Below are 26,882 nucleotides of genomic sequence, written 5' to 3' on the forward strand. Positions count from 1 at the left end.
GTACAAAGTGAATAGTATTAAATGCTAGGAAGCGGAATGTTAGTGTAAATAGTGAAGAAGGGCTTCGAGTCCCTCAGCCCACGGAGCACGAATAAAAAACAAAAGAGGACTTCGAGTCCCTCAGTCCTCAAAGCACGAGTAAAAAACGATAAACGAGAGGGCTGAGGCCCTCGAAGCCCAAATAAAAAGAAAATAAAAATATGATGAACTAACCTCTGTAAACCTACTTCCCCTTATGCAGCAAATCATAAACTTTTTAGTTCGAAATAAAAATTTCTTACTTTTTTGTTTTTTGTTTTTAATATCTTTTATCCTTACCGTGCAATCACATTCCTATCACCGTAGTAAGGTAATTAGTTCTACCAACTTTTTTACCGGGGGTTTATACGGTTGGCGCTACCATGTAAGTCATTATTTTGGGCTAGATAGTGAAAATAAACGTTTACTGGAAGAAAATGAATATTTAAGGAATCAATTATTACAATTACAAACTACTTATGATACAATACCTACACGTAAGGTAGATACCATTAGCTTTGATAGACCTTATACTTTTTATCGCGGATATGTTTATAAAAACGATTATCATAAAAAAGACAATTACTTACTAATTAATATTGGTGAAAACGATAGTATCTTACCAGATATGGGAGTTATTACTGACAAAGGCATTGTAGGAATTGTAGAAAATACTTCAGCTAACTACAGCAGGGTACTTTCTATTTTAAATAGTAATTCCAGGATTAATGCTGGTTTAAAAAATTCAAATCAGTACGGTTCTTTAATTTGGGACGGTATGGACCCAAATATTGTTCAGTTGGAAACAGTTCCGCGACAAGCGGTATTAAAAAAAGGAGACACGATTATAACCAATGGACGTTCTACTATTTTTCCTAAGGGTATTGGTATCGGTACTATTGAAAATTTTGAATTGGATCAAAGCCAAAGCTATTATTTAATTAATATCCGGCTTTTTAATGATATGACGGATATTGGGTTTGTATATGCCATCAAAAATGCAGATAAGCCTGAAATTAATCAATTAGAAAGGTCTGTAGGGAATGAATAATAGTATTTTACTCTATATTTCGAGGTTTGTAGCACTAGTTTTAGCTCAAGTAATACTATTCAATCATATCAATTTTTTAGGATATATTAATCCTTATATCTACATTATTTATATTGCCCTAGCTCCTCTTAATACTCATAAAAGTTTGTTTCTTTTTGTCAGTTTTTTACTAGGGTTGAGTATTGATATGTTTGGAGATTCCGGGGGGGTGCATGCTGCAGCTTGTGTGTCGACGGCTTTTAGTAGGCCAATTATTTTACGATCGGTATTTGGGTTAAGTTATGAATTTCAAACCATGAAATTGAGTCGGGTAGGATTAGTACCTTTATTCACCTATGTAGCTGCGCTGGTTTCCATACATCATATTATTCTTTTCTCTCTTGAATATTTTAACATTGCGCATATACTTCAAATTGCTAAAAAAACCTTATTTTCAGGTATATTATCCAGTGTTGTTATCACTATAATTTTAATATTTTTTAGAAAGAAAGATTCATGAGAAAGGTGCTGTTGTATCTGATTATTATATCTACCGGACTTATATTTGTTTCCCGTCTATTTTATTTACAGGTTTTAAATACTTCTTTTGCAGCATTGTCTGAAGATAATGCAATCAAAATGATTTATGACTATCCGCAACGAGGTGCTGTTTATGATAGAAACGGTAAATTATTGGTGACCAATCAACCTTCTTACGATGTTATGGTAATTCCCAGGGAAGTCAAAGCTTTTGACACTTTGGAATTCTGCGGAATTTTAGGGATTACTAAAGAACGTTTACTTAAACAACTGAAAAAAGCCAGCGTATATTCTCCACGTGTGCCTTCGGTAGTAATTCCTCAATTAACTAAAGATGAATACGCCTATTTACAGGAAAAAATGCGAAAATTTACCGGTTTTTACATTCAAAAACGTTCACTAAGGGATTACCAAACCGAAAATGCTGCTAATGTACTAGGCTATATCGGTGAAGTTAACGAAGCTTTGATCCGTAAAAATCCATATTACTTATCCGGGGATTTAATTGGAATGAGTGGTGTCGAAAAACAGTATGAAAATGAACTACGCGGTATTAAAGGAGTTAAACGTATTCAAAAAGATCGGTTTAACCGTGACATTGGTCCTTATAAAGATGGAAAATTTGACACCTTGCCGGTCAACGGAAATGATTTAACCATTAGCATAGATATTGATCTGCAAGCCTACGGCGAAAAATTAATGCAGGGGAAAAGAGGGGGTATTGTTGCTATCGAACCGGCCTCCGGCGAAATTCTGGCAATGGTTACCGCACCCAGCTATAAACCGGAATTATTAGTGGGACGAAAACGGTCTCCTAATTTTACTAAAATGTATTACGATACTATTGCGCAACCCCTTTTTGACCGAGGTGTCAAGGGAGCCTATCCACCAGGGTCTCCATTTAAAACCATTAATGCGTTGATTGGGTTACAGGAAGAAGTAGTAACCACCGAGGATCGTTTTAGTTGCCGTAACGGGTATTATTACGGTAAAAGCCGAAGGCGTTTCGGGTGTCATTCGCATCGTAGTCCTTTAAATATGATTCCGGGAATTTCTTACTCTTGTAATGCTTATTTTGCCAATGTATACTTACGAATTATTAATAAATTTGATACTCCGCAGGAAGGTATTGAAACCTGGCGAAAGCATGTAGAAAGTTTTGGGCTTGGTAATTTTTTAAACAACGACTTGCCTACCGGAAATTCAGGAAAAGTACCTACCGCCAAGTATTATGATAAGGTGTACCAATACCCAAAATATAAATGGTTTGCCACTAATACTATTTCTAATTCTATCGGACAAGGGGAAGTCCTGGCTACCCCTTTACAACTGGCAAATATGACGGCTGCTATTGCCAATCGTGGCTATTATATCACTCCGCATATGTTAAAAAAGAGAGAAGGAAAACCGATCACCGACCCGAATTATATGCAACCCAAGTATACGACCATTGATACAAAACATTTTGAACCGGTGGTAGAAGGGATGCACCAAGTATTTACACAAGGTACAGCCAGTTTTTTACAATCCCCCGGTATTGATATCTGTGGAAAAACAGGAACGGCTGAGAATTTTACTAAAATTGATGGCGAACGGGTACAGTTAACGGATCATTCGGTCTTTATTGCTTTTGCTCCCAAAGATAATCCTAAAATTGCCTTATCAGTATTCGTAGAGAATGGACATTATGGTTCAAAATACGCAGGTAGGATGGCTACCTTGATGATTGAAAAATACTTAAAAGAAAAGATTGAACGTACCGACCTGGAAGACTGGGTATTTAGTCATTCCTTAGAAGAAGAATATGCCAAACCTCTTAGCGGGGAACCTTTTAAAATCAACCAATAATGTCAAGATCTACAGTAGCCTCTGTTGATTGGGTTGCCATCTTACTTTTTCTGGCATTGGTATTATTCGGGTGGGCAAATATTTACTCTGCTTCTTACGGAGATCAGGAGTTATCCATTACCGATTTTTCACAGGTAGCCGTAAAACAAGGCTATTGGATCGTTTTAAGTATTACCATGATTATTATGATCATGGCACTTGAAGCAAAATTCTTTGAACGTTTTGCCGGATTGATCTATGTCATTTCTTTACTATCTCTCCTCGGACTCTTTGTATTTGGAAAAACCATTTCCGGAGCAACTTCCTGGTATAATTTAGGTTTTATGAGCTTGCAACCTTCAGAATTTGCTAAAGCTGCAACTGCCCTAGCTCTGGCAAAGTTTTTAAGTGACTTGCAAACCAACTTAAAACTAATGAATCATCAACTTAGGGCATTTTTGATTATAGCCCTACCTGCTTTATTTATCATACCGCAACCTGATCCTGGAAGTGCCTTAGTATACGCTGCTTTCTTTTTTCCGTTATACCGGGAAGGTTTGGCTGCTATGTATTTAATTATTGGAGCTTCTGCCAGTATTTTATTTGTACTTACTTTACTTATTGCCCCGGTTTGGGTGGTCAGTGGAGTTGCTTTACTTATGGGGATTGTTCTATTTGTCCAACGAAAAAAACGTCCGAAATACGCTGTTTTTGCAGGGACTTTATTAGTCATTGTCGCCTTTTGCTTTTCAGTGGACTATATTTTTAACCACGTCTTTGAACAACGGCACCGGGACCGGTTTAATATTGTTTTAGGTAAAGAAGTAGATGCTAAAGGAATTGGGTACAATACCAACCAAAGCGAAATTGCCATTGGTAGTGGCAGTTGGCTAGGTAAAGGCTGGACGGAAGGTACACAAACCAAAGGAGGTTTTGTTCCCGAACAACATACCGATTATATCTTTAGTACCGTGGGTGAAGAATGGGGCTTTTTAGGAGCCACCTCTGTAATCTTACTATTTGTTAGTCTAATGATGCGTCTGATTTACCTGGCCGAACGTCAAAAATCCCAATTCAGCCGGGTGTACGGATACAGTGTGGTAGGGGTGTTATTTATACATTTTGCGGTAAATGTAGGGATGGTTACCGGATTATTTCCTACAGTGGGTATCCCCCTCCCTTTTTTCAGCTACGGAGGTTCCGGACTTTGGGGATTCACTTTATTACTTTTTATTTTTATTAAATTAGATGCGAATCGGGTAAATGAGTGGTAGGTTTTTTTAATTTGGAATTACCCTAGCATTAAAAGAATTTATAAAAATTAGTGCAGGCGGCAATGATCTTTCAGGTGGTCAAAAACAACGAATTCTTATTTCATGAGCAACCTATAAAAATCTAAAATATATGGTTTTAGATGAAGCTACTTCTACCTTGGATGCAACAAACGAAAAAGAAAATCATAATAATCTAAAACGATTATTTAAAAATAAAACTATTGTAATTATAGCACATAGATTGAGTACCGCTCAAAACGCAGATCAAATTATTATGTTATCCGAAGGAAATCTCGTAGAACAAGGAACCCACCAAACACTAATTAGAAAAAAACAGAATGAATAGTTTTTTATTTATAGCAGAATAAGATAAGTATTACATAACATTTTACATGTTTTTTAGGTTTCAATATGTAATAACTGTTCTAGAATTATAAATGAAAAATCGTCATACGCTATCTAGTTCTAGAACAAGCTTTTTCAATACCAGTTCAGTTGAAACGGCTTTTTTATTATGCAATCTCCTTGAAATAATAAAAACTGCAAAACTTAAAATAATTCTTTAACGAAACTTTTTACCATTTTAACTGAAAATAAACCCGGTTGCACGGAAAGCCCTTTCTACATAGTTAGTGACCTTATACTTTCGTTGAAAATTAATTTAATTAGAAATGCGATCATTTATCTCTATTACATTCATACTCTTACTAAAGTTAAACCCAGTTTTAGGGCAGTACGCGATTCAAGGTACAGTTACTGATATGGACAAGCAACCCTTACCTTTTGCAAATGTCATACTTTACCAAAATCAAAATAAAAACCCAGTGAATGCAATGGCTACCAGTACCGAGGGTGGCTATATTTTTTCGGATCTGCCAAAAGGCAATTATAAAATTCAGGTCTCTATGCTTGGATTTGAAACTAAAACCTCCGAATTTAAGGTGTTAGATAAAAACATACCTTTAGTTGAATTAAATTTTATCTTAGTATTCGAACAATTAGATGAAGTAGTGATTACTGTTAAAAAACCAATAATCCGACAAACCGCAGAAAAAATAATCGTAGATATAGAAAATTCTCAGCTTATAAATTCAAATTTACAGGATGTAATGAAGAAGATCCCAGGTGTTATCGTAACTAATAATACTCTTAGCTACGCGGGACAAAGTAATTTAAGAATACTAATCAATGGCAAATCAACTGATTTTATGGATGTGACCTCCTTACTAAGAGAAATGCCTTCAGATAATATTGCCAGGGTCGAACTTATCCAGCAACCCGGAGCAGAATACGATGCCCAGGGTACAGGACCTTTAATTAATATTATATTAAAGAAAAATGTTAACCTTGGGATCAACGGTAATGCCCGGCAACTGGTAGGTTATGATAACGATTGGCTACATTCAACAAGGGCATCCTTATCTAATTATGAGAATCAATTGAACTGGCAGGTAAATGCCGGATACTATAAAAATGCATGGAGAGAAGACTTAATTATATCCAGAAAAGTTAGGGATCAGCGATTTGATCAAGTTTCTATATCCCCTTTTGACCCTCTAAGTATTAATTTGAGCAGTAGACTGGATTATTATATCAATGAGCAGACGACTATCGGAGCTAATATTACTACCAATCAAAGTGAGTCAAAAAGAGAAACAAAAAATACAACAACTATTAGTAATCAAACTGCATCCCAAAAGCTAGTTACTAACAACGCATTAGATGGTAATTGGAGTAATTATACCTTTAATCCCTATTTGGAATACGATGATGATAAAAATAAAATTGTTTTAGATCTCAATTATGTAAATTACAGTTCTGAAGATATTAATCAATTATTTCGGATTGGAAATAGCGGTATTACATTTAGAAATCAGGAATATAATCAAAGTGCTAAGTTTGATATAGTAACGTACAAAGGAGATTATCGACGTCAAATAAGTAAAGACATCACATGGAGCGGAGGTATTAAATATACCGATGTTGATTCTGACAGTAATCTGCTATCGTTCATTCAAGATAATAATGGAATTTTTATTGATAATACTGATCAAACGAATCAATTTCAAATAGATGAAAATATCATTGCTGTATACAACAAATTAGTTCTGGATTATGAAACCTGGACGCTTTCACTAGGGTTGCGGTGGGAAGAAAGCAATACACAAGGAACTTCTATAACCGAAGATCAAACGTTGACCCGAAAAATTTCGAAATGGTTCCCCAGTGTAAGTTTCAGTCATGTGATAAAAGATAACCTGGATGCGAATATCGCGTACAGCTATAGGATTAATAGGCCTGCTTATAATACTTTAAATTCATTTGTATATTATTACGACCCTTTCACTTTTGAAGCTGGCAACCCAACCTTAAAACCTGCGCTAACTAATAGTATGCAATTTAACCTTACCTATGATAAGCAACCCTTTTTTACGGTAGGTTATAAAAACACATCAGATCAATTATTTCAAATTTTAAATCAAAACGATAATACAGGTGACGCATCGAGGACAGTTATAAATATTCAGGAGAATGAAAACTGGAGTTTTAGATTGTTTGGTCCTTTAAATTTTATAAATAAATTAGACGGTTTCACAGGTATAATTGCCAACCATAATAATTACAAGGATGAATCCCTATTGCCAGAATTAGATTTATCTAAGTGGAGTTTGACCTGGTACACGAGTGCTCAATACGAACTACCATTTAAGATTAATTCCGAAATATCAGGATACTATACTTCAGGTGGATTAGAAGGACAAATTGAATATGAATGGCTTGCTGGTCTTGATTTTGCCGTTAGCAAATCATTTTTTGATAACCAAATTAAAGTAACCTTAGAATGGGAAGAAATTTTGGATCGAGAGTTTTTAGGTAATATCAATTATGATAATATCGAAGCAGATATTACCAGTAATTGGTCCCGAAGAAATGTGTATTTTCAAATTAGTTATAATTTTGGATCAAAGTTCAATAAAAGTAATAAAAGAGCTGAAATATCCAAAGAGGAAATTGATAGAATAGGTACTAAAAATTAATCTAAGTATGAACACCAAGATAAATTCAACGGATTATATTCTTCTCGGTGCTTATTTCATGGTATCCGCCCTTATTCAATTTTTTACCTATTATGACGCTAATAGTTTGATCAAAGAGTATTTATTAGATATCCCTATAGATATTATTACTGCACTCATTTTTATTTTTTTATTTATGGGATGGCTTATACCTAATTTTATAGTTCGTAAGAAACAATATTTTAAATTTATAATTTTTGGTTTAGTTATTATGTTAGTTTTAGGCTTTATAGATTATACTGTTAATTTTTACTCCGGAGAAAATGACTGGAATATCTACCCTTCCTTTTGGAAATTATGTAGAATAAGTATTACCGTAATGGCCGAAGAAAGTTCACTACCTCTAGGTTTATTATTAGGGAAAAAGTATTATGAAGGACAGCTCCAGTACTCTGAAATAAAACGAGAACAAAAAGAACATGAACTTAAATTATTACGATCTCAAATTGATCCACATTTTTTATTCAATAATTTAAATACCTTGGATGCTTTAATTGATAGCGACCCAAAAAAAGCAAAGGAGTATATTAACCGGCTATCTTTAATTTATAGGTATTTGATTCAAACTAAGGAAGCAGAAGTGATGGAATTATCTAAGGAAGTACAATTTGCGGAAAATTATATTTTTTTAATTCAAACACGGTTCTATGAGGATTATAATTTTGAAATTATTGAAAATAAAAAAAATCTAAATAAATACATCCCTACTAGCGCTTTACAATCTTTATTAGAAAATATCGTAAAACACAACAAAGCCAGCCATCATCAAAAGATAGAGAGCAAAATAATTATAGATGAGGAATGGTTAACGGTAACAAATACTAAATCTGATATAAATAATATGAAAGAGACGCTAGGAACCGGACTCGAAAATTTAAAAAGAAGGTATGAACTTTTATCAGATCAAAATATTATTATCAAAGATCACCCGAATGAATTTATAATAACCATTCCCATTTTAAAATTAAGTGCGTAAAGAGGATGATAACATTAAAAATTTTAATTTTAGAGGATGAAATTCCCGCATATCAAAAACTATTATCCTATTTAGAAATTTCGTTAAATAATAAATTGAAACATGACTGGGCTCGAACAAATGCGGCAGGAGAAAATTTTTTAAATAATAATCAATATGACCTTATCTTATCTGACATTCAATTATTAGATGGACTTTCTTTTGATTTATTTGAGAAAGCGGATAATAAAACTCCTATTATATTTTGTTCTGCATACGATGACTACTTATTAAAAGCTTTTCATACCTACGGAATTTCATACATCCTAAAACCATATTCCCAAAAAGAGTTAGAAAATGCTTTGCAGAAATACCAATCTCTTTTTGAAGGGAATACGAAAGAAATTCTGGACAACACTACCCTTCAAAAGCTAAAAACGGTACTTTCTGATAATACGATTGAATACAAAAAACGTTTCGTTATTAAAAAACCGAATGGAATTCAATTAATTAACACATCAGATATCAGTTTTATAGAAGCATCTGGAGATTTCTGTATTGCAACTGATGAAAAAGGCAGTCGTCATATAATATCTTCAAAAATAAGTGTGTTATCCAATCAATTGAACCCTAAAGCATTCTTTAAAATTAATAGAAGTCAAGTAGTTAATGTTACCTTTATTGAATCTATAGAAACCCATTTTAAAAACAGATTATTGCTAAAAATGAAAGGTGTTCCAGATAAAGTAATGACAAGTTCTAATACTACTGCAAGTTTTAGAAAGTGGATTGAAAGTTAAATAATTTGAATGTAAGTTCAAGAATTCTACCCCTTCACATCCAACGCATCTCGCAAAGCGTTACCAATCAACATAAACGCCATTACTAAACTCATGATTCCTAATCCGGGAATGATGGCTAAATAGGCTTTTCCTAAAATGATATACGAATAATGATCTTTAATCATGGCACCCCAACTAGCCATAGGAGGTTGGGCTCCGATACCCAAAAAACTTAGCCCACTTTCTATTAAAATTGCTCCGGCAAAATTTGCTGCTGAAATAACAATAACAGGTGCTAAGCTGTTGGGCAAAATATGCCGGGTAATAATACGAAAGTCATTATATCCTAATGTTCTGGCAGCGGTTACATACTGCATTTGCTTGACGGCTAATACCTGACCGCGTACAATACGGGCAACCTCAACCCACATTGTTAAACCTACTGCAATAAATACTTGCCAGTAGCCTTTACCTAAAGCCAACGTAATGGCAATAACCAGTAATAAAGTAGGAATAGACCAGGTGACATTGATCAACCACATAATTACCGCATCTACCCTACCTCCAAAATACCCGGCTATGGCACCTAAAGTAATCCCTAGTAACAATGAAATTAAGACGGCAACAAAACCGATAGAAAAGGAAATCCGGATACCAATTAACATCCGGCTTAATAGATCCCGACCATACTTATCGGTACCAAGTAGAAAAGTTCGGTTGTTAAGATAGTTTTCTTCAATCATCGATAAATTTACTTCTTCACCAAAATCAGATAAAGGAATAGTACGTTCCATACTTTGTAGCGAACCTTCTACAAAAGGTTGAACTTGTAGCATGCTATCTGTTGTTTTATACGAAATAATAGGAAGCTCCGTCGAGTAATCTTTTTTTCCGAAAAAAATACGATCAAAGAAGTTCTGCTCTACTTTGATTTGAGATGGAATGGTTAACATTTTTACTTTAAAACCAGGAGGTTTGGAATGAATGGATAAATGCATCTGATTTGCATTTTGTGAGGCATCAGGCGCTAATACATAAGCAAATATGGTAATAAAGCCACATAAAACAATGTACCAAAAGCTTAAAACGCCCCAAAGATTTTGTCTAAATCGTTGGAGCGCTTTTTGATAAGTACTACCCGAAGCAATGTCCGTCATTTGTTCGGATTAATTCTTTAATGTAAAGGAGTTTTTAGCCTTTGGTTTACTGTTTATTTTCATATCCTCAAGTACGTGTACTGCCTCTTCTACATATACATCTTTACTTAAACTTTCATGCCAGCGTTCACGCTTATCTTTTAACACCTCATCTTTTTGCATTAATTCTTCTTCATACGGTAAGGATTCAAAATTTAAGTTAGTTACGTAGTCATTAATCTTATCGAAGATTTTGGCTTGTTTTTCATTTTCTTCGATGTTCGCTTTATACTCCTGATAATTTAACGAATATTCATTAACATCCCGTTTCCGCTTTACCCACATAGCATTCTCGTCAATAAGACGTAGCTGTGCATTGTCAACCATTCGCTTTTTACTATTCTTAATGGTTTTTTCAAAATCAATATTCCCATTCCATAATACATAATTGGCCGGATTAATTTTATCCCAGGGTAATGGGTTATCCTGATCTTTTTCACCAATATTAATATAACTGTATCGATCCGGAACTACCACATCACTCTTAACTCCTTCTAATTGGGTAGAACCACCATTAACCCGGTAAAATTTCTGAGTCGTCAATTTTAAAGCGCCTAAATCCCCAAAATCATTACTTCGCATCCATCTATTCAAATCCATTACATTTTGTACAGTTCCTTTTCCGTAAGTTTGTCGGCTTCCGATAATAATAGCACGTTTATAATCCTGCATAGCAGCTGCCAGAATTTCAGAGGCGGAGGCAGAAAGTTCGTTAACCAATATAACCAGTGGTCCATCCCATAAAATAGAACTGTCTTTATCTCTTAGTACTTCAGGAGATTCTCCTTTGGATTTTACCTGTACAATAGGACCTTTTTCGATAAATAACCCTGCAATATCAACAACAGTTTGTAAAGATCCGCCTCCATTATCACGTAAATCCATGATAAGACCTTCAATGTTTTGCTCCTTTAACCTTACGATTTCCTGTTTTACATCTTTGGCGGCATTACGCTGGTTATAATCTTTCATGTTAAAATAAAACTTTGGAAGATTGATAATCCCATAAGCTTTACTATCCTTTTTTACTACCGAAGATTTTGCATAAGTTTCTTCTAACTCCACAATATCCCGAACTAACTGAATGTTTTCAAACGTTCCGTCAACTTTTTTTACGGTAAGGTTTACTTTAGTGCCCTTTGGACCTTTAATTAAGCTCACCGCATCATCCAATCGCATCCCGATAAGGCTTACCGGTTCTTCCTCTTTGTCCTGGCGCACTTTCATAATCAGGTCTCCTACTTCTAACTGTTTTCCTCGCCAGGCAGGTCCCCCTGAAATGATCTCTACGATTTTTACATTATCATCTTTTTTCTGTAAACGGGCTCCAATACCTTCTAACTTACCGGACATAGCAATATCAAAACGGTCTTTATCTTGAGGAGCAAAATAATAAGTATGCGGATCAAATTCTTCAACAATAGCATTGATGTAAACTGAAAACCAATCCTTTCTTTCTAAATCATCTAATAGCTCAAAATAATCTTTCATTGAGGACAAGGTAATATCACGGGCTTCTTCCTGAAGTACTACTGCTGATTTACGCTTGTAGTCTTTGTTCTTAGCCAAAGAATCAATTTGTTCTTCTACTTTATCATAGTAATAAGAAAGTGAATTGAATTTAAGATCTTTACGCCAACGATCTATTAATTGATCATCATTTTTAACATAAGACAATTCATCAAATTCCCGGTTAATTTTCTCTTTTAATTCAAAATTAAAGGGTTTTTCCAATATGGTTTTATAAAGTCGGTTTGCATCTGCAATACGATCTTTTAAACGGTTATAAACAAGATCAAAGAAAATAATCTCCTTATCTCGAATCTGATCATCAATAAGGGTTTCGTATTTTTTAAATTCTTTAATATCCGATTCGTAAAAATATCGTTTTAAAGGATCGATATTTTTTATAAAGTCCTTAAATACATTTTTAGAAAATTCATCATTAATAGCCTTTGCATCATAATGTCCTTTATTTAAAACATAACTTATCAGGTCAATAAGAATACGATCTTTATCAGGATCATCAAAATCACGTTTTGTTGTAAAGCTGCAGGAAGCTACTGAAATTATTGAGGCAAGCATCGCTACCCAAAAACTCTTTTTCATATGCTTTGTTTTTTTTCTAAGGGGGTTAACAACTAAAATACAATAAAAATCATGCCAACTACAAACTTTCTCAAGCTTTTTTAAAAAAAGTAGAAAAGCACGTAAATTTATGAAACGAACAGGTTTTAAAATGTATTTTTACGAATTATGGAAGATAAAGAAAAACCCCTAATTTTAGTTACTAATGATGATGGAATTACGGCTCCGGGTATACGGGCTTTAATTCAAGTGGCAAGTACTATTGGTGATGTTGTCGTCGTAGCGCCTGATAGTCCTCAGAGTGCTATGGGTCACGCCATTACTATCCATAATACCTTATATTGTGACCCGGTGGTTATAGATTCGCATGCGACTTATCAGGAATATAGCTGTTCCGGCACCCCCGTAGATTGTGTCAAATTGGCTACTCAGGAAATTATGGAACGTAAACCTGACTTATGTATTAGCGGAATTAATCACGGATCAAACTCGGCTATTAATGTAATTTACTCCGGTACAATGAGTGCTGCCGTTGAAGCCGGTATTGAAGGTATTCCAGCCATTGGTTTTTCTCTTTTAAATTATAGTATGAAAGCTGATTTTAAGCCATCCAAACCTTTTGTTAAAAAAATTATTCAGGAGGTACTGCATAATGGTTTACCAAAAGGGATTGTATTAAATGTAAATATTCCGGATTTATCAAAATCCGAAATAAAAGGTATTCGGGTAGCCCGACAAGCCAATGCCCGATGGCAAGAAAATTTTGATAAAAGAACCAATCCTATGGGTAGGGAATATTACTGGTTAACCGGTGAGTTTATAAATGATGATCTTGGTGAAGATAGTGACGAGTGGGCTTTACAAAATGGGTTTGTATCTGTAGTCCCGACGCAATTTGACCTTACCGCGCACCAATTTATAGACAATTTAAATAACTGGAACTTTAATGATTAAAAAAGAAATTGGTATAGGGTTACTTGTTGGTATTGTGGCAAATAGCATAGGAATATTACTATATATTCTTTTGTTTTCTGACTATACTATAAAAGAAACACTTATGGGTGCGTATCAGAATGGGGTTCTGGGTACTTTAATTGCTTTGGGAGCTATACTAAATCTTGGTGCTTTTTTCTTATTTTTGAAAAATAACAGACCTTATCGTGCACGTGGGGTTTTGTTAGCAACACTTATTGCTGCTATTGCTATCGCAATCAGTAAATTTTCGTGACGGATTTTAAAGACAAGGTACCATGAATTTTCAAAAATTTCTACTGTGAAATATTATCTTCTGGCAGGAGAAGCTTCCGGCGATCTTCATGGTTCGAATTTAATGAAATCTCTAAAAAAAGAAGACCCGGAAGCGGTGTTTCAATTTTGGGGAGGAGACTTAATGCAAGATCAGGGTGGCACGCTGGTAAAACACTATAAAGAATTAGCCTTTATGGGTTTTGCCGAAGTCTTAAAAAATATTTTCAGTATCCTTAAGAATTTTTCACTTTGTAAGAAAGATATTGTCCGTTTCAACCCGGATGTCATTGTATTTATCGACTATCCTGGTTTTAATTTACGTATGGCAAGTTGGGCTAAGGCTCAAGGATATCGCACACATTATTATATCTCTCCTCAAATATGGGCCTGGAAAGAAGGTAGGATCAAGACCATCAAAAGAAATGTTGATGAGATGTATGTAATTCTTCCTTTTGAAAAAGAGTTTTATGAAGAGAAGCATAATTATCCGGTACATTTTGTAGGTCATCCTTTAATCGATGCTATTAACCAGCATGAATTAACAGATCCTAAACAGTTTAGAGAAGAAAATAATCTGGACGATCGACCTATCATTGCACTTTTACCCGGTAGTCGAAAACAGGAAGTTACTAAAATGCTTACTATTATGTTAAGTGTGGTAAGGTTTTTCCCGGAATATCAGTTTGTAATTGCAGGTGCACCTTCCCTGGATGCTTCTTTTTACGAGCAATTTGTAAAGGAAAAGGGTGTATATATGGTAGACAATAAAACGTATGACCTGTTAAGCCTAAGTAATGCCGCCCTGGTTACTTCCGGTACGGCAACTCTAGAGACTGCTTTGTTTAAAGTACCCGAGGTGGTTTGTTATAAAGGAAACTCCATTTCTTATCAAATTGCAAAACGGATTATTGACCTGGATTTTATTTCTCTAGTTAACCTTATTATGAATAAGAAGGTAGTTACCGAATTAATTCAGGCTGATTTCAATACCAGTAGGTTAAAAGAAGAATTAGAGATTATTGTTGATGATTATAAAAGAGCAGTAATGTTTCTGGATTATTATGATTTGGAAAAAGCCTTAGGAGGAAAAGGTGCTAGTGATAAAACTGCCAATTTGATTGTAGAATCCATACGCCCCTAAACATGCGCTATTTAATTATATGTTTACTAGTCTTATCTACATTTTCTTGCGGAAGTAAAAAAAGAACGGTTTCTTCTCGTTCCGGTAAAAAAGTTAAGAAAGAAAGAGTAATTGCTGCAAAAAGCGAAACTAAAGCGGATGCTATCGTTCGATACGCTAAAACTTTTAAAGGAACTAAGTACCGCTATGCCGGAACTACCAAAAAGGGAATGGATTGTTCCGGATTGGTATATGTTTCTTTTTTAGAAAAAGGAATAGAGTTGCCCCGTACCTCTAGATCCATGGCTACTCGTGGTAACAAGGTTTCTTTAGGTAAAGTTGAAGTAGGTGATTTGATTTTTTTTAAAACTATTAAAAGAAAAAATACGATAAGCCACGTTGGAATTGTTACGAATGCTTCAAATCCTATCCGATTTATACATGCTTCCAGTTCTAAAGGGGTTATTGAATCTTCTCTTAATGAATCCTACTGGAACAAGGCTTTTGCCGAAGTAAGACGAATTTTATAGATATACATTAATGTACAATAAAGATTCAAGACCCGACAGCAGACGGGCAGATCACTATCACTTCTAGAATTAAAAATTAAAACTAATCTTATACTATTGAAAATTAATATTATATAATTATTTAAGGCTCTTGTTTGAAATAGGGTAGATAAATTTAATTCATTTAAATTAATCCCATCCTCAGCCCTTCCTAAAGGGAAGGTAGCTAAAAGTCCTTCATTCTTTACTTATTCGACAACAAAAAATTCTGTTTTTCTTCTTTTGTAATTTCCCTTAATTTTGTAGCATTTTTTGGTCATTCAATTTTTTTTTGATGCAAGAGAACATAAAAGCAACATATCAAATTATTAATATTCCTTTGGTATGGATAACGGTAAGTTTAATAATAGGTATTAGTTTACAATATCATCTACAGTTATCGCCTACTATTCTATGCATTTTAGTAGGTTCCACTTTGGGTGTTCTTTTAGGTTGCTGGTGGTATACTAAAAGGGCTTTTGTTACTACTTTATATTTTAAAATAAGCGTTACCTATCTTTTTATTGGCATAGGACTTTTACTTTATACGTATCACCATCCGTTACGAAATAAACTTCATTACACAAATCTTTTAACTCACTCCGATTCCGGCGACCTAAAAACAGTTTACTTTCGGCTTAAAGAAAGGTATAAACCTTCTGACTTTTATCAGAAATTTAAAGTTTCTGTTTTAAGAATTGGAACTTATCCCACCACAGGAGATGCACTACTCCAAATTCCTATTAATGATGACGCTTCTTCCTTTCTGATTGGAGATGAATTTATAGCCAACCTACAGGTAAAATCATTACCGAAAGCGCTTAACCCAGGGCAATTTGATTACGGTCAGTTCTTAAAAAACAAAAATATGTACCAGGTATTACAAGCTGATTGCGGATCGCTGGAAAAGTTAAATTCTTTTGAAAACGGAGTGTTTCGATTATCTGACCGGATACGAAACCGTATTCGAAATGCTTTGGATAAAACTACGATCAGCAGAGAAAACCTGGGTGTTATTTATGCTCTATGTATAGGATATCGGTCCGAACTGGATTCTCAAACGGTAAAGAATTATCAAGATACTGGTACTATCCATCTACTAGCGGTTTCCGGACTTCATGTAGGTATTATTTTGTATCTATTACAATATTGTTTTTTCTTTTTAAACCGCTTCGGAAAAACAGGAAGGTATATAAAGACAATTTTATGTATTATCGGATTATGGTCATTTGCGTTTATTGCCGGGATGAGTCCATCTGTAGTAAGGGCAGTAACTATGTTCAGTTTTTTATCAATAGGCTTAATTTTCAGGGATCGAAGCAGCTCATTCAATCACCTGTTTTTATCTTTATTACTACTCGTTTGTTTAGCACCTAACTGGATCTTTACCATTGGTTTTCAGTTAAGTTATTTAGCGGTTTTTGGTATACTTTGGATACAACCTAAACTGTATACGCTTTATACACCTAAGTTTTGGGTGGTAAAAATTTACTGGAAAGTGACTACGGTAACCGTAGCAGCGCAAATGTTAGTTTTTCCTTTATCCTTATATTACTTCCATCAATTTCCCTTATCATTTTTGTTTGGTAATTTGATCATTATTCCATTTCTAGGGTATATTCTTGGTTATGGATTTTTGATTATTTTCTTATTACTTTTAAATAAGGCACCTCAATTTATGATTACTATTTTGGACACCCTTATTGGTTGGATGAATATAGTTGTAGAAAAAATTAGTGCGTTGGATTATTTGATTGTTAAACATATTTACTTCCCGATTGAAGTAATGATCTGTGTTTATGTTGCTGTTATTCTATTGCTGTATGCACTAATAATAGAAAAGTATCAACGGGTTTATTGGAGCATGATCCCAGTATTTTGTATTTGCATTTTAATTTTTACTAAAAAAATAAAGGAACAAACAGAAGCAAGACTTATTGTTTTTCATCAATACGGACAGACTATTTTAGGAGTTCATGAAAATTTCGGTTTAAAATTACTTTCAAATCAATTCTTAACTTCTGCCACCCGGAAATTTCTTATTAATGGTTATCAAAATCAGACATTACTTCGGGAGATTGATACGGCTTCTCTTAAAAACAGCTATCAATTTAATCAAACTTCTATTTTTATTGTAGATAGTACCGGAACCTATACCAAATCTAATAGAACTATAAATAATGTTGTGCTTTTAAGTAATAATCCCAAGATTCATCTAAAAAGAATGATTGATAGTTTAAAGGCTACACTAATAGTTGCAGACGGGTCAAACTATCCTAGTTTTATAAATCAATGGGAAGAAAAATGCAGATCACATAATATTGCGTTTTATAGGACAGATCAAAAGGGAGCTTATATTTTACCAGCTTCTGAACCATAAGAAAAATTATAAAATTGCAGGAGTATTTGTATCCATTTCCGGTATTGGAGTGCTTAATACATTTCTTACTATTTTCTTTAAATCCGGAATCACTGTTCTTGCCAATCTTGTAGTACAATTGAATAACACGCTAATCCCTAAGTCTTCTTCGGGAAAAAGAGCAATCTCTGTTCGATAGCTACTTACGGTACCTCCATGGTGAATCACTTTTGACACTTTGTTAGTCTTTCTATCCTTAAAATTATGTATCCTCCAACCGAAGGCATAAGCGGAAGACTGATGCCCTTTCCACTTTTGATAATATTTATGTTTTCCGGGTATTTTAACCTGAGGTTGAAAAACCTCTTGAATTCCCTGAGAAGATAATACTTCCTGATTACTCCCTAATAAAAAACGCATCCAATTGGCCATATCGTTTGCACTGGCGTTAATACCTCCGGCAGCCACCGCATTGTAATATTTATTGTTAATCTTCCTGGTTTTAAACCTTCCGTATCTTTTACGATGCGGATATGCAATATTTTCTTCCTTCATTAAATCTTTATAGGTAGCAGAAGCGGTAGTCATTTGTAAGGGACCAAAAATTTTTTCTTGTAAAACCTGAGCCAACGGTTTTTGTTCTGAAGCTTCAATCATTAAACCACTCATAGCATACATGGCATTTTGATAACTATATATTTTTCCAGGCTCCGCTACAAAATTTAACTTGTCAAATTCCTTAGCAACCTTTTGCATAGCTACTCCATCTTCTACCAGGTTAGTAAAACTATGATAAGGTAGCCCGGTAGATTGTGATAGTACGTGTGTCAGATTTATCTTTTGTGTACGTTGGGTTCCTTTTACCTTAAAATTGGGTATAAAATCAACTACTTTACTATTCCAGTTTAAATTTCCTTTTTCCACTTCGATACCAGCAAGAATTCCGGCAAAACCTTTAGACAACGATCCCAATCTAAACACGGTAGCATGATCAATCTTTTTAGGTTCCGTAATTTTTCTTCTACCATAGCCTTCTTTTAATAGTACGGAATCACATTGTACAATACTCACAGCGGCTCCTACAATACTTTTATTCGCAATTGCTTTATAAAAATAGCGTTGTATTTCGTTTTTTAATCTTTGTTGTAAAAATTCAGCTCGATCCTGCTTAATTCTTTCTTTCTTTAAAAAGGCTATAGTAGATTGTTTTTCAGTAAAAGCGCCAATTTTTTTTGCTGATAGTAAGGGAAATATTATAATTAATCCTAAAAAGAGAAACAAGAGGGATACAGGGACTTTCTTCATCATTTGGGGTTGGCACTTTTAGTAATTAGCTTAACATAATTTGATTGAAACATGACAAATATACTACAAATAATTAAATAAATCCGTTAAAAAACAAAAATAATCGACAAAATACACAAATTACAAAAGTGCAATATCTTCTTTAAACAGTTGAAAAATATATCCTCCCTCCTTATCAGCAAAAGAACTATTTTCAGCACAGTGAAATAAAAGATGTATTAAACCATAATCTCCTAAACTATCCCGATACTCGTATCTTTCCTTATTTTTTATCCATAAAATAAAACAGGATAGATGACCTATTTCCCCTAGCTTTTGAGGATTTTTTAAACTTTTAATGAATTTCTTTTTACCCATTGTTACGTATTCATTATATTTTTTCTTACAAAAATTATAATCAAATGTATGTTTGCGGGATTCCAGATTTCGATCTTGTATTTCATAATTTACACCACCCATCTTTCCAGTTTTTATTACAAAACCCACCTCAATTTAAACGTTGAAGTTGTGAATTTCATATGTACCTACTTCGTTTTAATTTTAGTCATATAAACATTTAACACTCTTATAAGATAAAGTGCTTGATAGTATACAAATTTAAGGAAATATTCCATTTATAATAGGAAAAATTCCAAAAATCATATTACACTTTTTCCAGGTAATAATTAGTTAGTGATTAGAAAATTATTTTAAATACCTACTTCTAGTTTACAAATGTATTAGTGAACGATTTTTCGTAAGTTTTCCAGGCGTCTGCCGTAGTTAATTTCTTATAATCATTAGATGCCACCATTTTCAGATATATTTCCAATTGTTTTGGTGTTTTATATCCGGTAACCGGAGTAATCAGATTCCCTGCTTCATCAAAGAAAACAATACTGGGATATCCTTGAATTTTTAAGGCATTGGCAAAAAAGTGTTGACTATTTCTACCCTTTTTCTTAGGATTGTAATTAGGATTGGTATACGTAAAATCATTATACTCTATTACCTCTTCCCCTTCGGCGTTAAACTTTACCGCATAATAGTTTTTATTAATGTAGTTTACCACATCTTTATTATGAAAGGTGTTTTTATCCAACAATTTACATGGACCACACCAACTGGTATATACATCCATTATAATTTTCTTTGGCTCTTTCTTTTGTGCTTCCAGGGCATCATTCATTGAAATCCAATTAACTTCCTGAGCGCTTATTGCGGTCGTAGCAGCAATCCATAGAAAAACAATTGATAAATTTTTCATATTCAATTTCTTTTACAATTAGTCGAAACAAAAACTATTCCCTTAATTAAAAGTAGCAAAACACCTTCTTTAGTTACTATAGCATTACGCCTTATTAGCGTATCGAATATTTAATTTTGATAAAATTAAATATTATCAATTTTAAGCTTCTTTATAAAAGTGTGTATTAGTTTTGAACCTCTTTATCTCCTAATTCGTAACGCTCTGCTACTAATCGTTCATCGTCAGGTTCAATATCCTCAGCACCGTGTGCTAATCTCTTTAAAGGTTTCAACATTAAAATTACACAAATTCCAATTAATGTCCAGATTACTAAGATTCCGGTAAATACTTCAAATTCTCCTAAATCTTGAGATGCTTCTCCTATTAACCCGGCAATTTTATTTCCAATACCTGTAGCTGCCCAAAATAATCCCATAATAATCGATGCATATTTTAAAGGTGCTAATTTTGTAATGTACGATAAGGCTACCGGAGAGGCGCAAAGTTCACCAATAGTATGAAATAAATAAGCTAAAATTAACCAATACATAGCAGAGGATCCTTCATTAGTATATTCTACGGAAGCAATACTCATAAAACCAAATCCTAAGGCCATGATAATTAAGCCTACTGCAATTTTAAATAGAGAAGAAGTTTCTTTTCCTTTTCTCCCCCATTTTATCCAGAAAGCTCCGATAATTGGAGCTAACGTAATAATAAAAAATGAATTGACCGATTGAAATACAGAGGCAGGAACTACAAACAATCCAAAGAAATTACGATCAGTTTTTTGTTCGGCATATAAATTCATTAACCCACCTGCCTGCTCAAAAGCTGCCCAAAATAAAATAATTAAAACAAATGAGATTAGTAATACTTTAACTCTATCAAGTTCTACTTTAGTCAAATTTCTTTCTAAGATTTTACGTTCTTCTTCATTTTCTTTAGTAATTAGATTACCCACATTTTTCAAATATTTTTGACCCCAGATATAAACAATCTGACCTATAAACATACCAATAGCAGCTAAACCAAACCCATAATGCCAGTTTATTTTTTCACCTACATATCCACAGAGTAAAGGCGCTAAAAATCCTCCAATATTAATTCCCATATAAAAAATGTAAAATCCTAGGTCACGACGTTCATCTTTAGCCCGGTACAATCCACCTACCATAGAAGAAATATTTGGTTTTAGACAACCTACTCCTAAAATGATAAACAAGCATCCGATATAAAAGGAAACAACTGAGTTTAGAGCTAGTACCGTATGACCTACACATAAAAGCGCACCTCCTAGCATTACTGTTTTTTTCTGTCCTAGTAACCGATCCGCAATCCAACCACCAGGAATTGAAGATACATAAACCAGCATCGTATACCACCCATATAAAGCCAATGCTTCCTGATTTGTCCAACCGAAACCAGGATTTTGGGAAGTGGTTTCAGCTACTAGAAATAGGGTAAATAAAGCTCGCATTCCATAATATGAAAAGCGTTCCCATAATTCAGTAAAAAATAAGATGTATAAACCTTTAGGATGTCCGAATAGCTCTCCGGTAGATGATTTTTGAATGGTAGACATAGGTATGTTTTAAATTTACAGTGTGAGTGTTATATTTTAAAGGTTACTTTTTATAAAGTTTGTCATTTTTGTATATAAGTGGATACTGGTATTCCCTCCGGAAATTCGGTGGTTTTTATCCGGATAGATTGCCCAGTCAAATTGTTTGTTTGCCTGTACCAATGCTTCTATCAATTGCATGGTGTTCTGAACATGTACATTATCATCAGCACTACCATGTACTAACAGATAGTTTCCTTTTAATCCGTTTACATAATTTATCGGGGAATTGCTATCGTATCCTTTAGCATTTTCCTGAGGAGTGGTAAGATAGCGCTCCGTATAAATAGTATCGTAAAATCTCCAATTGGTCACTGGGGCAACTGCTATTGCCATTTTAAAAGTATCTGGGGCTTTAAATATACAATTACTGGACATAAAGCCTCCGTAACTCCATCCCCAAATACCAATTCGGGACGCGTCTACATACGGAAGATCACTCATTTTTTTAGCTACTGCGATCTGATCCTGTACTTCCAGGTTACCCAGGTCTTTCTGCGTACTTTTCTTAAAAGCTGCTCCTTTAAACCCGGTACCTCTACCATCTACACAAATAAGCATATACCCCTGTTGGGCTAACATCATAAACCAATAATCATTATAACGGTTCCAGGTATTTTGAACCTGTTGCGAACCCGGGCCGGAATATTGATGCATAAAAAGTGGGTATTTTTTTGAAGCATCAAAGTTGGCAGGCTTTATCGTCCACATATTTAACTGTTCCCCATTGATTTCAATAGTAGAAAACTCTTTAGGTAGTACCTTATAATCTTTTAACTTAGTAACTAAAGTATTATTCTCTTTAAGTTCTCTGATTACTTTTCCGGTTTTTGCATCGTTTAATGAAAATAAATAAGGAGTATTAACATCCGAAAAGGTATTTACGTAAGTTTTAAAACCTTTATTAAAATTAGCCTCATTCGAACCTTCTTTTTGACTTAGCTTTTTCTTATTAGAGCCATCTAGCTTTATAGAGTACACCATCCGGTTAATAGAATTTCCTTCCACACTTTGGTAGAAAACGGTTTTTGAATCTTCGTCAAAACCATAATATTGGGTTACATCCCAATCTCCTTTTGTTACCTGATTCTTCAGATTACCATCCTTATTGTAGTGATATATATGATTATACCCATCTTTTTCGCTAGTCCAGATAAAACTATTATCTTTTAAAAAAGTAAGGTTATCCGTAATATCAATATATGCCGGATCTTTTTCTTCTAAAACTATGGTAGGTTTTTTAGATACAGCATCTATAAATACTAAATCCAATTCATTTTGATGCCGGTTGATCACCTGTACGCTTAAAATATTAGCATCTGCCGTCCATTCAATTCGAGGAATATAGAAATCGGTATATGAACCTAACTTGACCTGATCTAACGCCATTGATTCCAGATTTGCAAGATGCAACGAGACTTTTGCGTTCTTTTCTCCTGCTTTAGGATATTTGAACACTTCCTGTTGAGGGTACAACTGAGCACCAAATACATCCATAGAAAACTCCGGAACTTCTTTTTCGTCAAACCTTAGAAAAGCTAGTTTGTTCCCATCTGCACTCCAGTCAAAAGCTCGGACAAAAGCAAACTCTTCTTCGTACACCCAATCGGTTATTCCATTGATAATTTCATTTTTCTTACCATCATCGGTTAGCTGAATTTCTGCTCCGGTTGTAAAATTAAGGACGTATAAATTATTATCCATGACGTAGGCAACTTTACTGCCGTCCGGTGATAATAAAGGAGCCTGTATTTTTTTATCATTCAGTTTAAAACTTCCGTTAGAAGCGACGTCATACACATAATAAATAGCCCGAAAAGAATGCCGGTAGATATTTTCAACTTCAGTAGCCAATAAAATTTTGCTTTCGTTAGTACTATATTCGTAATTATCAATACTAGACAAACCTTTTATAAAGGAAGAACTAATTACCGTTTTTACCTTCTCTCCGGTTTGATAATTATAAAGTTCAATAGAAGATTGCCCGGTTTCTTTATTTTTTTCGAGAACCGTATATTCTGTACCGTTATTCATCGGATGTAAGGATTCTAAAAGCTCCGGTGCGAAGGTATGCTCCCATATATTTTCAACTGTGAATTCTTTTTGTTGTGAATGCATAAAAGGTGTAACAAGAAAAAAAAGTAACCAACTATATTTAATCATACTATTTTCAGTTATTTGTACTTTACGTTAAAATATTTTTGTAAAATACAACAATTCATGATAAATACAATAATAATTTGCTCGTTTGGAATATAAACTTTAACATATTCGTATTAAGATTCTTCTATTACAGATACTTGCTAAAAGGAATACTTAAAGAAGAGCTAAACCCATACTGATTAGTATCTTTGAAATTGTTATATTTTTTCAAAAAACATAACAAAATACACTTTAATTTTCTAATTATTGGCTACCAACTCTATGTCTAAAATTGTGGAAGGATTTTCAAAACTAACCAAAGAAGAAAAAATTGATTGGTTAGTTACTCATTATTTTAATGATAATAAAAAAAGCGTTCAGGTTTTAAAAACCTATTGGAATACGGATGTTCAGCTACAAAAACTACATGAAGAATTTGCTGAAAACACCATATCCAACTACTACCTGCCTTTTTCTATTGCTCCTAATTTTCTTATTAACGACCGTCAATACGCTTTACCGATGACCATTGAAGAAAGTTCAGTGGTAGCAGCAGCGAGCAAAGCAGCGAAATTCTGGTTACAGCGAGGAGGGTTTACGGCAGAAGTACTAAATACGGAAAAAGTAGGACAGGTACATTTCACATTTGACGGCGCATATAAAGACCTTCTTACCTTTTTTGAAAAGCATAAAAACCACTTTTTTACCGGAACTAAAGACCTTACCGCGAATATGGAGAAGCGAGGTGGTGGTATTTTAGATATTCAACTAATGGATAAAAGTGCGAGCATTCCAGGTTATTACCAACTTCATTGCACTTTTCAAACGGTGGATGCCATGGGTGCTAACTTTATTAATTCCTGTCTGGAAAGGTTCGCAGATATCTTGCTTACTGAATCTAAAAATTATATGTTTTTTAAGGAACATAAAATTACGGTAATTATGAGTATTCTCTCTAATTACGTTCCTAATTGCATAGTCAAAGCGCAGGTAAGTTGTGCTATTAAGGATTTACCAAACACTAATAAATTATCTTCTTTAGGCTACGCCGAAAAATTTAAACAAGCAGTGGATATAGCCATGGTGGAACCTTATCGTGCGGTTACTCATAATAAAGGTATTATGAATGGTATTGATGCACTAGTGCTGGCTACGGGTAATGATTTTAGAGCGGTTGAAGCAGGGGTACACGCCTTTGCAGCACGAGACGGAGTTTATAAAAGCCTTACGAATGTGACACTCACGGATGATACGTTTACTTTTTCTATTGAAATTCCATTGGCCTTAGGTACGGTAGGCGGCCTGACTTCGCTACACCCCTTGGTCAAACTTGCTTTAGAATTATTACAACATCCTAATGCTGAAGAACTCATGCAAATCACGGCAGTGGCTGGTTTGGCTCAGAACTTTGCAGCCATTAATTCTTTAATTACCACTGGTATTCAACAGGGACATATGAAAATGCATTTGATGAATATCTTGAATTCGTTACAGGCTTCACCGACTGAAAAAGAAAAGGCTATCACTTATTTTAAAAAAGAACCGGTAAGTTATAGTAAAGCGGTTTCCTTGTTAGAAACTTTACGAAATTGATATATGAAGATCTATTATAGTCATGGAAAATTATTACTTACCGGGGAATACCTGGTTTTAGACGAAGCTCAAGCTTTGGCTGTTCCTACTAAAAGAGGACAACATCTTGAGGTAACCGAAGTAAAGAGCAGTAAGATACAATGGACAAGTAAAACCGAAAAGGATCAGATATGGTTTTCTGCTGAATTTTCTTTGCACAATTTAGAACCTCTAGAAGTAAGTGAAACTCCTGAACAGAAAAAAATTGCTCAAACCCTTTCAAAAATCTTACAGACTGCTCGGCAACTTAATCCTAACTTTTTAAAAAAAAGTGAAGGTGTTGTGGTTACTACCCTTTTGGAATTTCCCAGTAACTGGGGATTAGGATCTTCTTCTACATTAATTAATAACATCGCACAATGGGCAGAAGTGAATCCTTTTAAATTATTGGAATTAAGTTTTGGTGGTAGCGGATATGATATTGCCGTGGCTTCTAGTAAACAACCTGTTCTATACCAGAGAACTGCATCTCAACCTAAGGTAAAATCCATTTCTTTTCATCCGAATTTTTCAGATCACATTTATTTTGTTCATCTTAACCAAAAAAAAGATAGTAAAGAAGCCATACAACATTACCGTTCTTTACCTAAAACCGAATTAACATCAAGTATTTCTAAAATTAATCAGTTCACAAAAGATCTATTAGAAGCTAAAAACATAGAAAGTTTTGAAAAAATCTTAAATAACCATGAATTATTACTTTCTACAATTCTAAAAACATCCACTATAAAATCCGAATTTTTTAAAGAATATCCGCATACCGTCAAAAGCCTGGGAGGTTGGGGCGGTGATTTTGTTATGGTTACCACTCGAACTGACAATGATTTAGATTACTTTAAGCGAAAAGGGTATCAAACGATTATTCCGTATGTAGAGATGGTTCTTTAAA

The 26,882-nt window shown here is 34.1% G+C and carries 22 protein-coding genes; 15 read left to right on the forward strand and 7 right to left on the reverse strand.

The window, feature by feature from the left end:
* Nucleotides 1-235: 235 nt before the first annotated feature.
* The 8 genes from mreC (at nt 236) to NBT05_RS02130 (ending at nt 9,521) form a co-directional block, all read left to right on the forward strand.
* Entirely contained in the window at nt 236-1,069 is an 834-nt protein-coding gene (gene mreC, locus NBT05_RS02095; protein ID WP_265771768.1) for a rod shape-determining protein MreC, read from the forward strand.
* The gene (locus tag NBT05_RS02100) at nt 1,062-1,568 is read left to right on the forward strand and encodes a rod shape-determining protein MreD (protein WP_265771769.1); all 507 of its coding nucleotides are present in this window, start codon (nt 1,062-1,064) and stop codon (nt 1,566-1,568) included. The genes mreC and NBT05_RS02100 overlap by 8 nt, the downstream gene beginning before the upstream one ends.
* Complete coding sequence (gene mrdA, locus NBT05_RS02105) at nt 1,565-3,436, forward strand: penicillin-binding protein 2 (protein ID WP_265771770.1); 1,872 nt, start codon at nt 1,565-1,567, stop codon at nt 3,434-3,436. The genes NBT05_RS02100 and mrdA overlap by 4 nt, the downstream gene beginning before the upstream one ends.
* Nucleotides 3,436-4,689, forward strand: a complete 1,254-nt coding sequence (rodA, locus tag NBT05_RS02110) for a rod shape-determining protein RodA (RefSeq protein WP_265771771.1) — start codon at nt 3,436-3,438, stop codon at nt 4,687-4,689. Before mrdA ends, rodA begins: the two co-directional genes overlap by 1 nt.
* A gap of 130 nt (nt 4,690-4,819) precedes the next feature.
* Nucleotides 4,820-5,035 (forward strand): hypothetical protein, encoded by a 216-nt coding sequence (locus tag NBT05_RS02115; RefSeq protein WP_322874194.1) that lies wholly within the window; start codon nt 4,820-4,822, stop codon nt 5,033-5,035.
* A 325-nt stretch (nt 5,036-5,360) separates the two neighbouring features.
* Nucleotides 5,361-7,727 carry an outer membrane beta-barrel protein gene (locus NBT05_RS02120; RefSeq protein WP_265771772.1) on the forward strand — a complete coding sequence of 789 codons (2,367 nt, stop codon included), beginning with the start codon at nt 5,361-5,363 and terminating at the stop codon, nt 7,725-7,727.
* A gap of 7 nt (nt 7,728-7,734) precedes the next feature.
* Nucleotides 7,735-8,742 carry a sensor histidine kinase gene (locus tag NBT05_RS02125; RefSeq protein ID WP_265771773.1) on the forward strand — a complete coding sequence of 336 codons (1,008 nt, stop codon included), beginning with the start codon at nt 7,735-7,737 and terminating at the stop codon, nt 8,740-8,742.
* Nucleotides 8,743-8,747: 5 nt separating this feature from the next.
* Nucleotides 8,748-9,521: a LytR/AlgR family response regulator transcription factor gene (locus NBT05_RS02130; RefSeq protein ID WP_265771774.1), complete on the forward strand. Its 774-nt coding sequence runs from the start codon at nt 8,748-8,750 to the stop codon at nt 9,519-9,521.
* A gap of 26 nt (nt 9,522-9,547) precedes the next feature.
* Here the strand turns inward: NBT05_RS02130 and NBT05_RS02135 are convergent, their stop codons facing one another.
* Together NBT05_RS02135 and NBT05_RS02140 are read right to left on the reverse strand one after the other, a co-directional pair.
* Nucleotides 9,548-10,660 (reverse strand): ABC transporter permease, encoded by a 1,113-nt coding sequence (locus tag NBT05_RS02135; protein ID WP_265771775.1) that lies wholly within the window; start codon nt 10,658-10,660, stop codon nt 9,548-9,550.
* Between the two features lie 9 nt (nt 10,661-10,669).
* On the reverse strand, nt 10,670-12,808 hold the full coding sequence (locus NBT05_RS02140; protein WP_265771776.1) for a carboxy terminal-processing peptidase: 2,139 nt from the start codon (nt 12,806-12,808) through the stop codon (nt 10,670-10,672).
* Between the two features lie 147 nt (nt 12,809-12,955).
* Here NBT05_RS02140 and surE point away from each other — a divergent pair, with 147 nt between their 5' ends.
* The 5 genes from surE to NBT05_RS02165 all read left to right on the forward strand — a co-directional run bounded on the left by surE (nt 12,956) and on the right by NBT05_RS02165 (nt 18,083).
* Entirely contained in the window at nt 12,956-13,741 is a 786-nt protein-coding gene (gene surE, locus NBT05_RS02145) for a 5'/3'-nucleotidase SurE (protein WP_265771777.1), read from the forward strand.
* Nucleotides 13,734-14,015, forward strand: coding sequence for a hypothetical protein (locus NBT05_RS02150; RefSeq protein WP_265771778.1), 282 nt, complete (start codon nt 13,734-13,736; stop codon nt 14,013-14,015). Before surE ends, NBT05_RS02150 begins: the two co-directional genes overlap by 8 nt.
* Nucleotides 14,016-14,060: 45 nt before the next feature.
* On the forward strand, nt 14,061-15,176 hold the full coding sequence (lpxB, locus tag NBT05_RS02155) for a lipid-A-disaccharide synthase (RefSeq protein WP_265771779.1): 1,116 nt from the start codon (nt 14,061-14,063) through the stop codon (nt 15,174-15,176).
* A 2-nt stretch (nt 15,177-15,178) separates the two neighbouring features.
* Nucleotides 15,179-15,685 carry a C40 family peptidase gene (locus tag NBT05_RS02160; RefSeq protein WP_265771780.1) on the forward strand — a complete coding sequence of 169 codons (507 nt, stop codon included), beginning with the start codon at nt 15,179-15,181 and terminating at the stop codon, nt 15,683-15,685.
* A 313-nt stretch (nt 15,686-15,998) separates the two neighbouring features.
* Entirely contained in the window at nt 15,999-18,083 is a 2,085-nt protein-coding gene (locus NBT05_RS02165; protein ID WP_265771781.1) for a ComEC/Rec2 family competence protein, read from the forward strand.
* A gap of 6 nt (nt 18,084-18,089) precedes the next feature.
* On the opposite strand, the gene NBT05_RS02170 is transcribed toward NBT05_RS02165, so the two are convergent.
* The 5 genes from NBT05_RS02170 to NBT05_RS02190 all read right to left on the reverse strand — a co-directional run bounded on the left by NBT05_RS02170 (nt 18,090) and on the right by NBT05_RS02190 (nt 24,337).
* Nucleotides 18,090-19,370, reverse strand: coding sequence for a serine hydrolase domain-containing protein (locus NBT05_RS02170; RefSeq protein WP_265771782.1), 1,281 nt, complete (start codon nt 19,368-19,370; stop codon nt 18,090-18,092).
* Between the two features lie 117 nt (nt 19,371-19,487).
* Nucleotides 19,488-19,826 (reverse strand): hypothetical protein, encoded by a 339-nt coding sequence (locus tag NBT05_RS02175; protein ID WP_265771783.1) that lies wholly within the window; start codon nt 19,824-19,826, stop codon nt 19,488-19,490.
* 244 nt (nt 19,827-20,070) lie between these two features.
* A complete protein-coding gene (locus tag NBT05_RS02180; protein ID WP_265771785.1) occupies nt 20,071-20,613 on the reverse strand; it encodes a thioredoxin family protein in 543 nt (180 codons plus the stop codon).
* Nucleotides 20,614-20,779: 166 nt separating this feature from the next.
* Nucleotides 20,780-22,180, reverse strand: coding sequence for a peptide MFS transporter (locus NBT05_RS02185; RefSeq protein WP_265771787.1), 1,401 nt, complete (start codon nt 22,178-22,180; stop codon nt 20,780-20,782).
* A 36-nt stretch (nt 22,181-22,216) separates the two neighbouring features.
* The gene (locus NBT05_RS02190; RefSeq protein WP_265771788.1) at nt 22,217-24,337 is read right to left on the reverse strand and encodes a S9 family peptidase; all 2,121 of its coding nucleotides are present in this window, start codon (nt 24,335-24,337) and stop codon (nt 22,217-22,219) included.
* A 306-nt stretch (nt 24,338-24,643) separates the two neighbouring features.
* Between NBT05_RS02190 and NBT05_RS02195 the strand changes: the two genes are divergently transcribed.
* A complete protein-coding gene (locus NBT05_RS02195) occupies nt 24,644-25,954 on the forward strand; it encodes a hydroxymethylglutaryl-CoA reductase, degradative (RefSeq protein WP_265771789.1) in 1,311 nt (436 codons plus the stop codon).
* 3 nt (nt 25,955-25,957) lie between these two features.
* Nucleotides 25,958-26,881, forward strand: a complete 924-nt coding sequence (locus NBT05_RS02200) for a GYDIA family GHMP kinase (RefSeq protein ID WP_265771791.1) — start codon at nt 25,958-25,960, stop codon at nt 26,879-26,881.
* The last annotated feature ends 1 nt before the right edge of the window (nt 26,882 follow it).

The organism is Aquimarina sp. ERC-38, assembly GCF_026222555.1.
Taxonomy (GTDB): domain Bacteria; phylum Bacteroidota; class Bacteroidia; order Flavobacteriales; family Flavobacteriaceae; genus Aquimarina.

Excerpts from the sequence above, each read along its gene's own strand:
- mreC (WP_265771768.1), top strand. The coding sequence starts at position 236 with ATGCAGCAAATCATAAACTTTTTAGTTCGAAATAAAAATTTCTTACTT.
- NBT05_RS02100 (WP_265771769.1), top strand. The coding sequence starts at position 1,062 with ATGAATAATAGTATTTTACTCTATATTTCGAGGTTTGTAGCACTAGTT.
- mrdA (WP_265771770.1), top strand. The coding sequence starts at position 1,565 with ATGAGAAAGGTGCTGTTGTATCTGATTATTATATCTACCGGACTTATA.
- rodA (WP_265771771.1), top strand. The coding sequence starts at position 3,436 with ATGTCAAGATCTACAGTAGCCTCTGTTGATTGGGTTGCCATCTTACTT.
- NBT05_RS02115 (WP_322874194.1), top strand. The coding sequence starts at position 4,820 with ATGGTTTTAGATGAAGCTACTTCTACCTTGGATGCAACAAACGAAAAA.
- NBT05_RS02120 (WP_265771772.1), top strand. The coding sequence starts at position 5,361 with ATGCGATCATTTATCTCTATTACATTCATACTCTTACTAAAGTTAAAC.
- NBT05_RS02125 (WP_265771773.1), top strand. The coding sequence starts at position 7,735 with ATGAACACCAAGATAAATTCAACGGATTATATTCTTCTCGGTGCTTAT.
- NBT05_RS02130 (WP_265771774.1), top strand. The coding sequence starts at position 8,748 with ATGATAACATTAAAAATTTTAATTTTAGAGGATGAAATTCCCGCATAT.
- NBT05_RS02135 (WP_265771775.1), bottom strand. The coding sequence starts at position 10,660 with ATGACGGACATTGCTTCGGGTAGTACTTATCAAAAAGCGCTCCAACGA.
- NBT05_RS02140 (WP_265771776.1), bottom strand. The coding sequence starts at position 12,808 with ATGAAAAAGAGTTTTTGGGTAGCGATGCTTGCCTCAATAATTTCAGTA.
- surE (WP_265771777.1), top strand. The coding sequence starts at position 12,956 with ATGGAAGATAAAGAAAAACCCCTAATTTTAGTTACTAATGATGATGGA.
- NBT05_RS02150 (WP_265771778.1), top strand. The coding sequence starts at position 13,734 with ATGATTAAAAAAGAAATTGGTATAGGGTTACTTGTTGGTATTGTGGCA.
- NBT05_RS02160 (WP_265771780.1), top strand. The coding sequence starts at position 15,179 with ATGCGCTATTTAATTATATGTTTACTAGTCTTATCTACATTTTCTTGC.
- NBT05_RS02165 (WP_265771781.1), top strand. The coding sequence starts at position 15,999 with ATGCAAGAGAACATAAAAGCAACATATCAAATTATTAATATTCCTTTG.
- NBT05_RS02170 (WP_265771782.1), bottom strand. The coding sequence starts at position 19,370 with ATGATGAAGAAAGTCCCTGTATCCCTCTTGTTTCTCTTTTTAGGATTA.
- NBT05_RS02175 (WP_265771783.1), bottom strand. The coding sequence starts at position 19,826 with ATGGGTGGTGTAAATTATGAAATACAAGATCGAAATCTGGAATCCCGC.
- NBT05_RS02180 (WP_265771785.1), bottom strand. The coding sequence starts at position 20,613 with ATGAAAAATTTATCAATTGTTTTTCTATGGATTGCTGCTACGACCGCA.
- NBT05_RS02185 (WP_265771787.1), bottom strand. The coding sequence starts at position 22,180 with ATGTCTACCATTCAAAAATCATCTACCGGAGAGCTATTCGGACATCCT.
- NBT05_RS02190 (WP_265771788.1), bottom strand. The coding sequence starts at position 24,337 with ATGCATTCACAACAAAAAGAATTCACAGTTGAAAATATATGGGAGCAT.
- NBT05_RS02195 (WP_265771789.1), top strand. The coding sequence starts at position 24,644 with ATGTCTAAAATTGTGGAAGGATTTTCAAAACTAACCAAAGAAGAAAAA.
- NBT05_RS02200 (WP_265771791.1), top strand. The coding sequence starts at position 25,958 with ATGAAGATCTATTATAGTCATGGAAAATTATTACTTACCGGGGAATAC.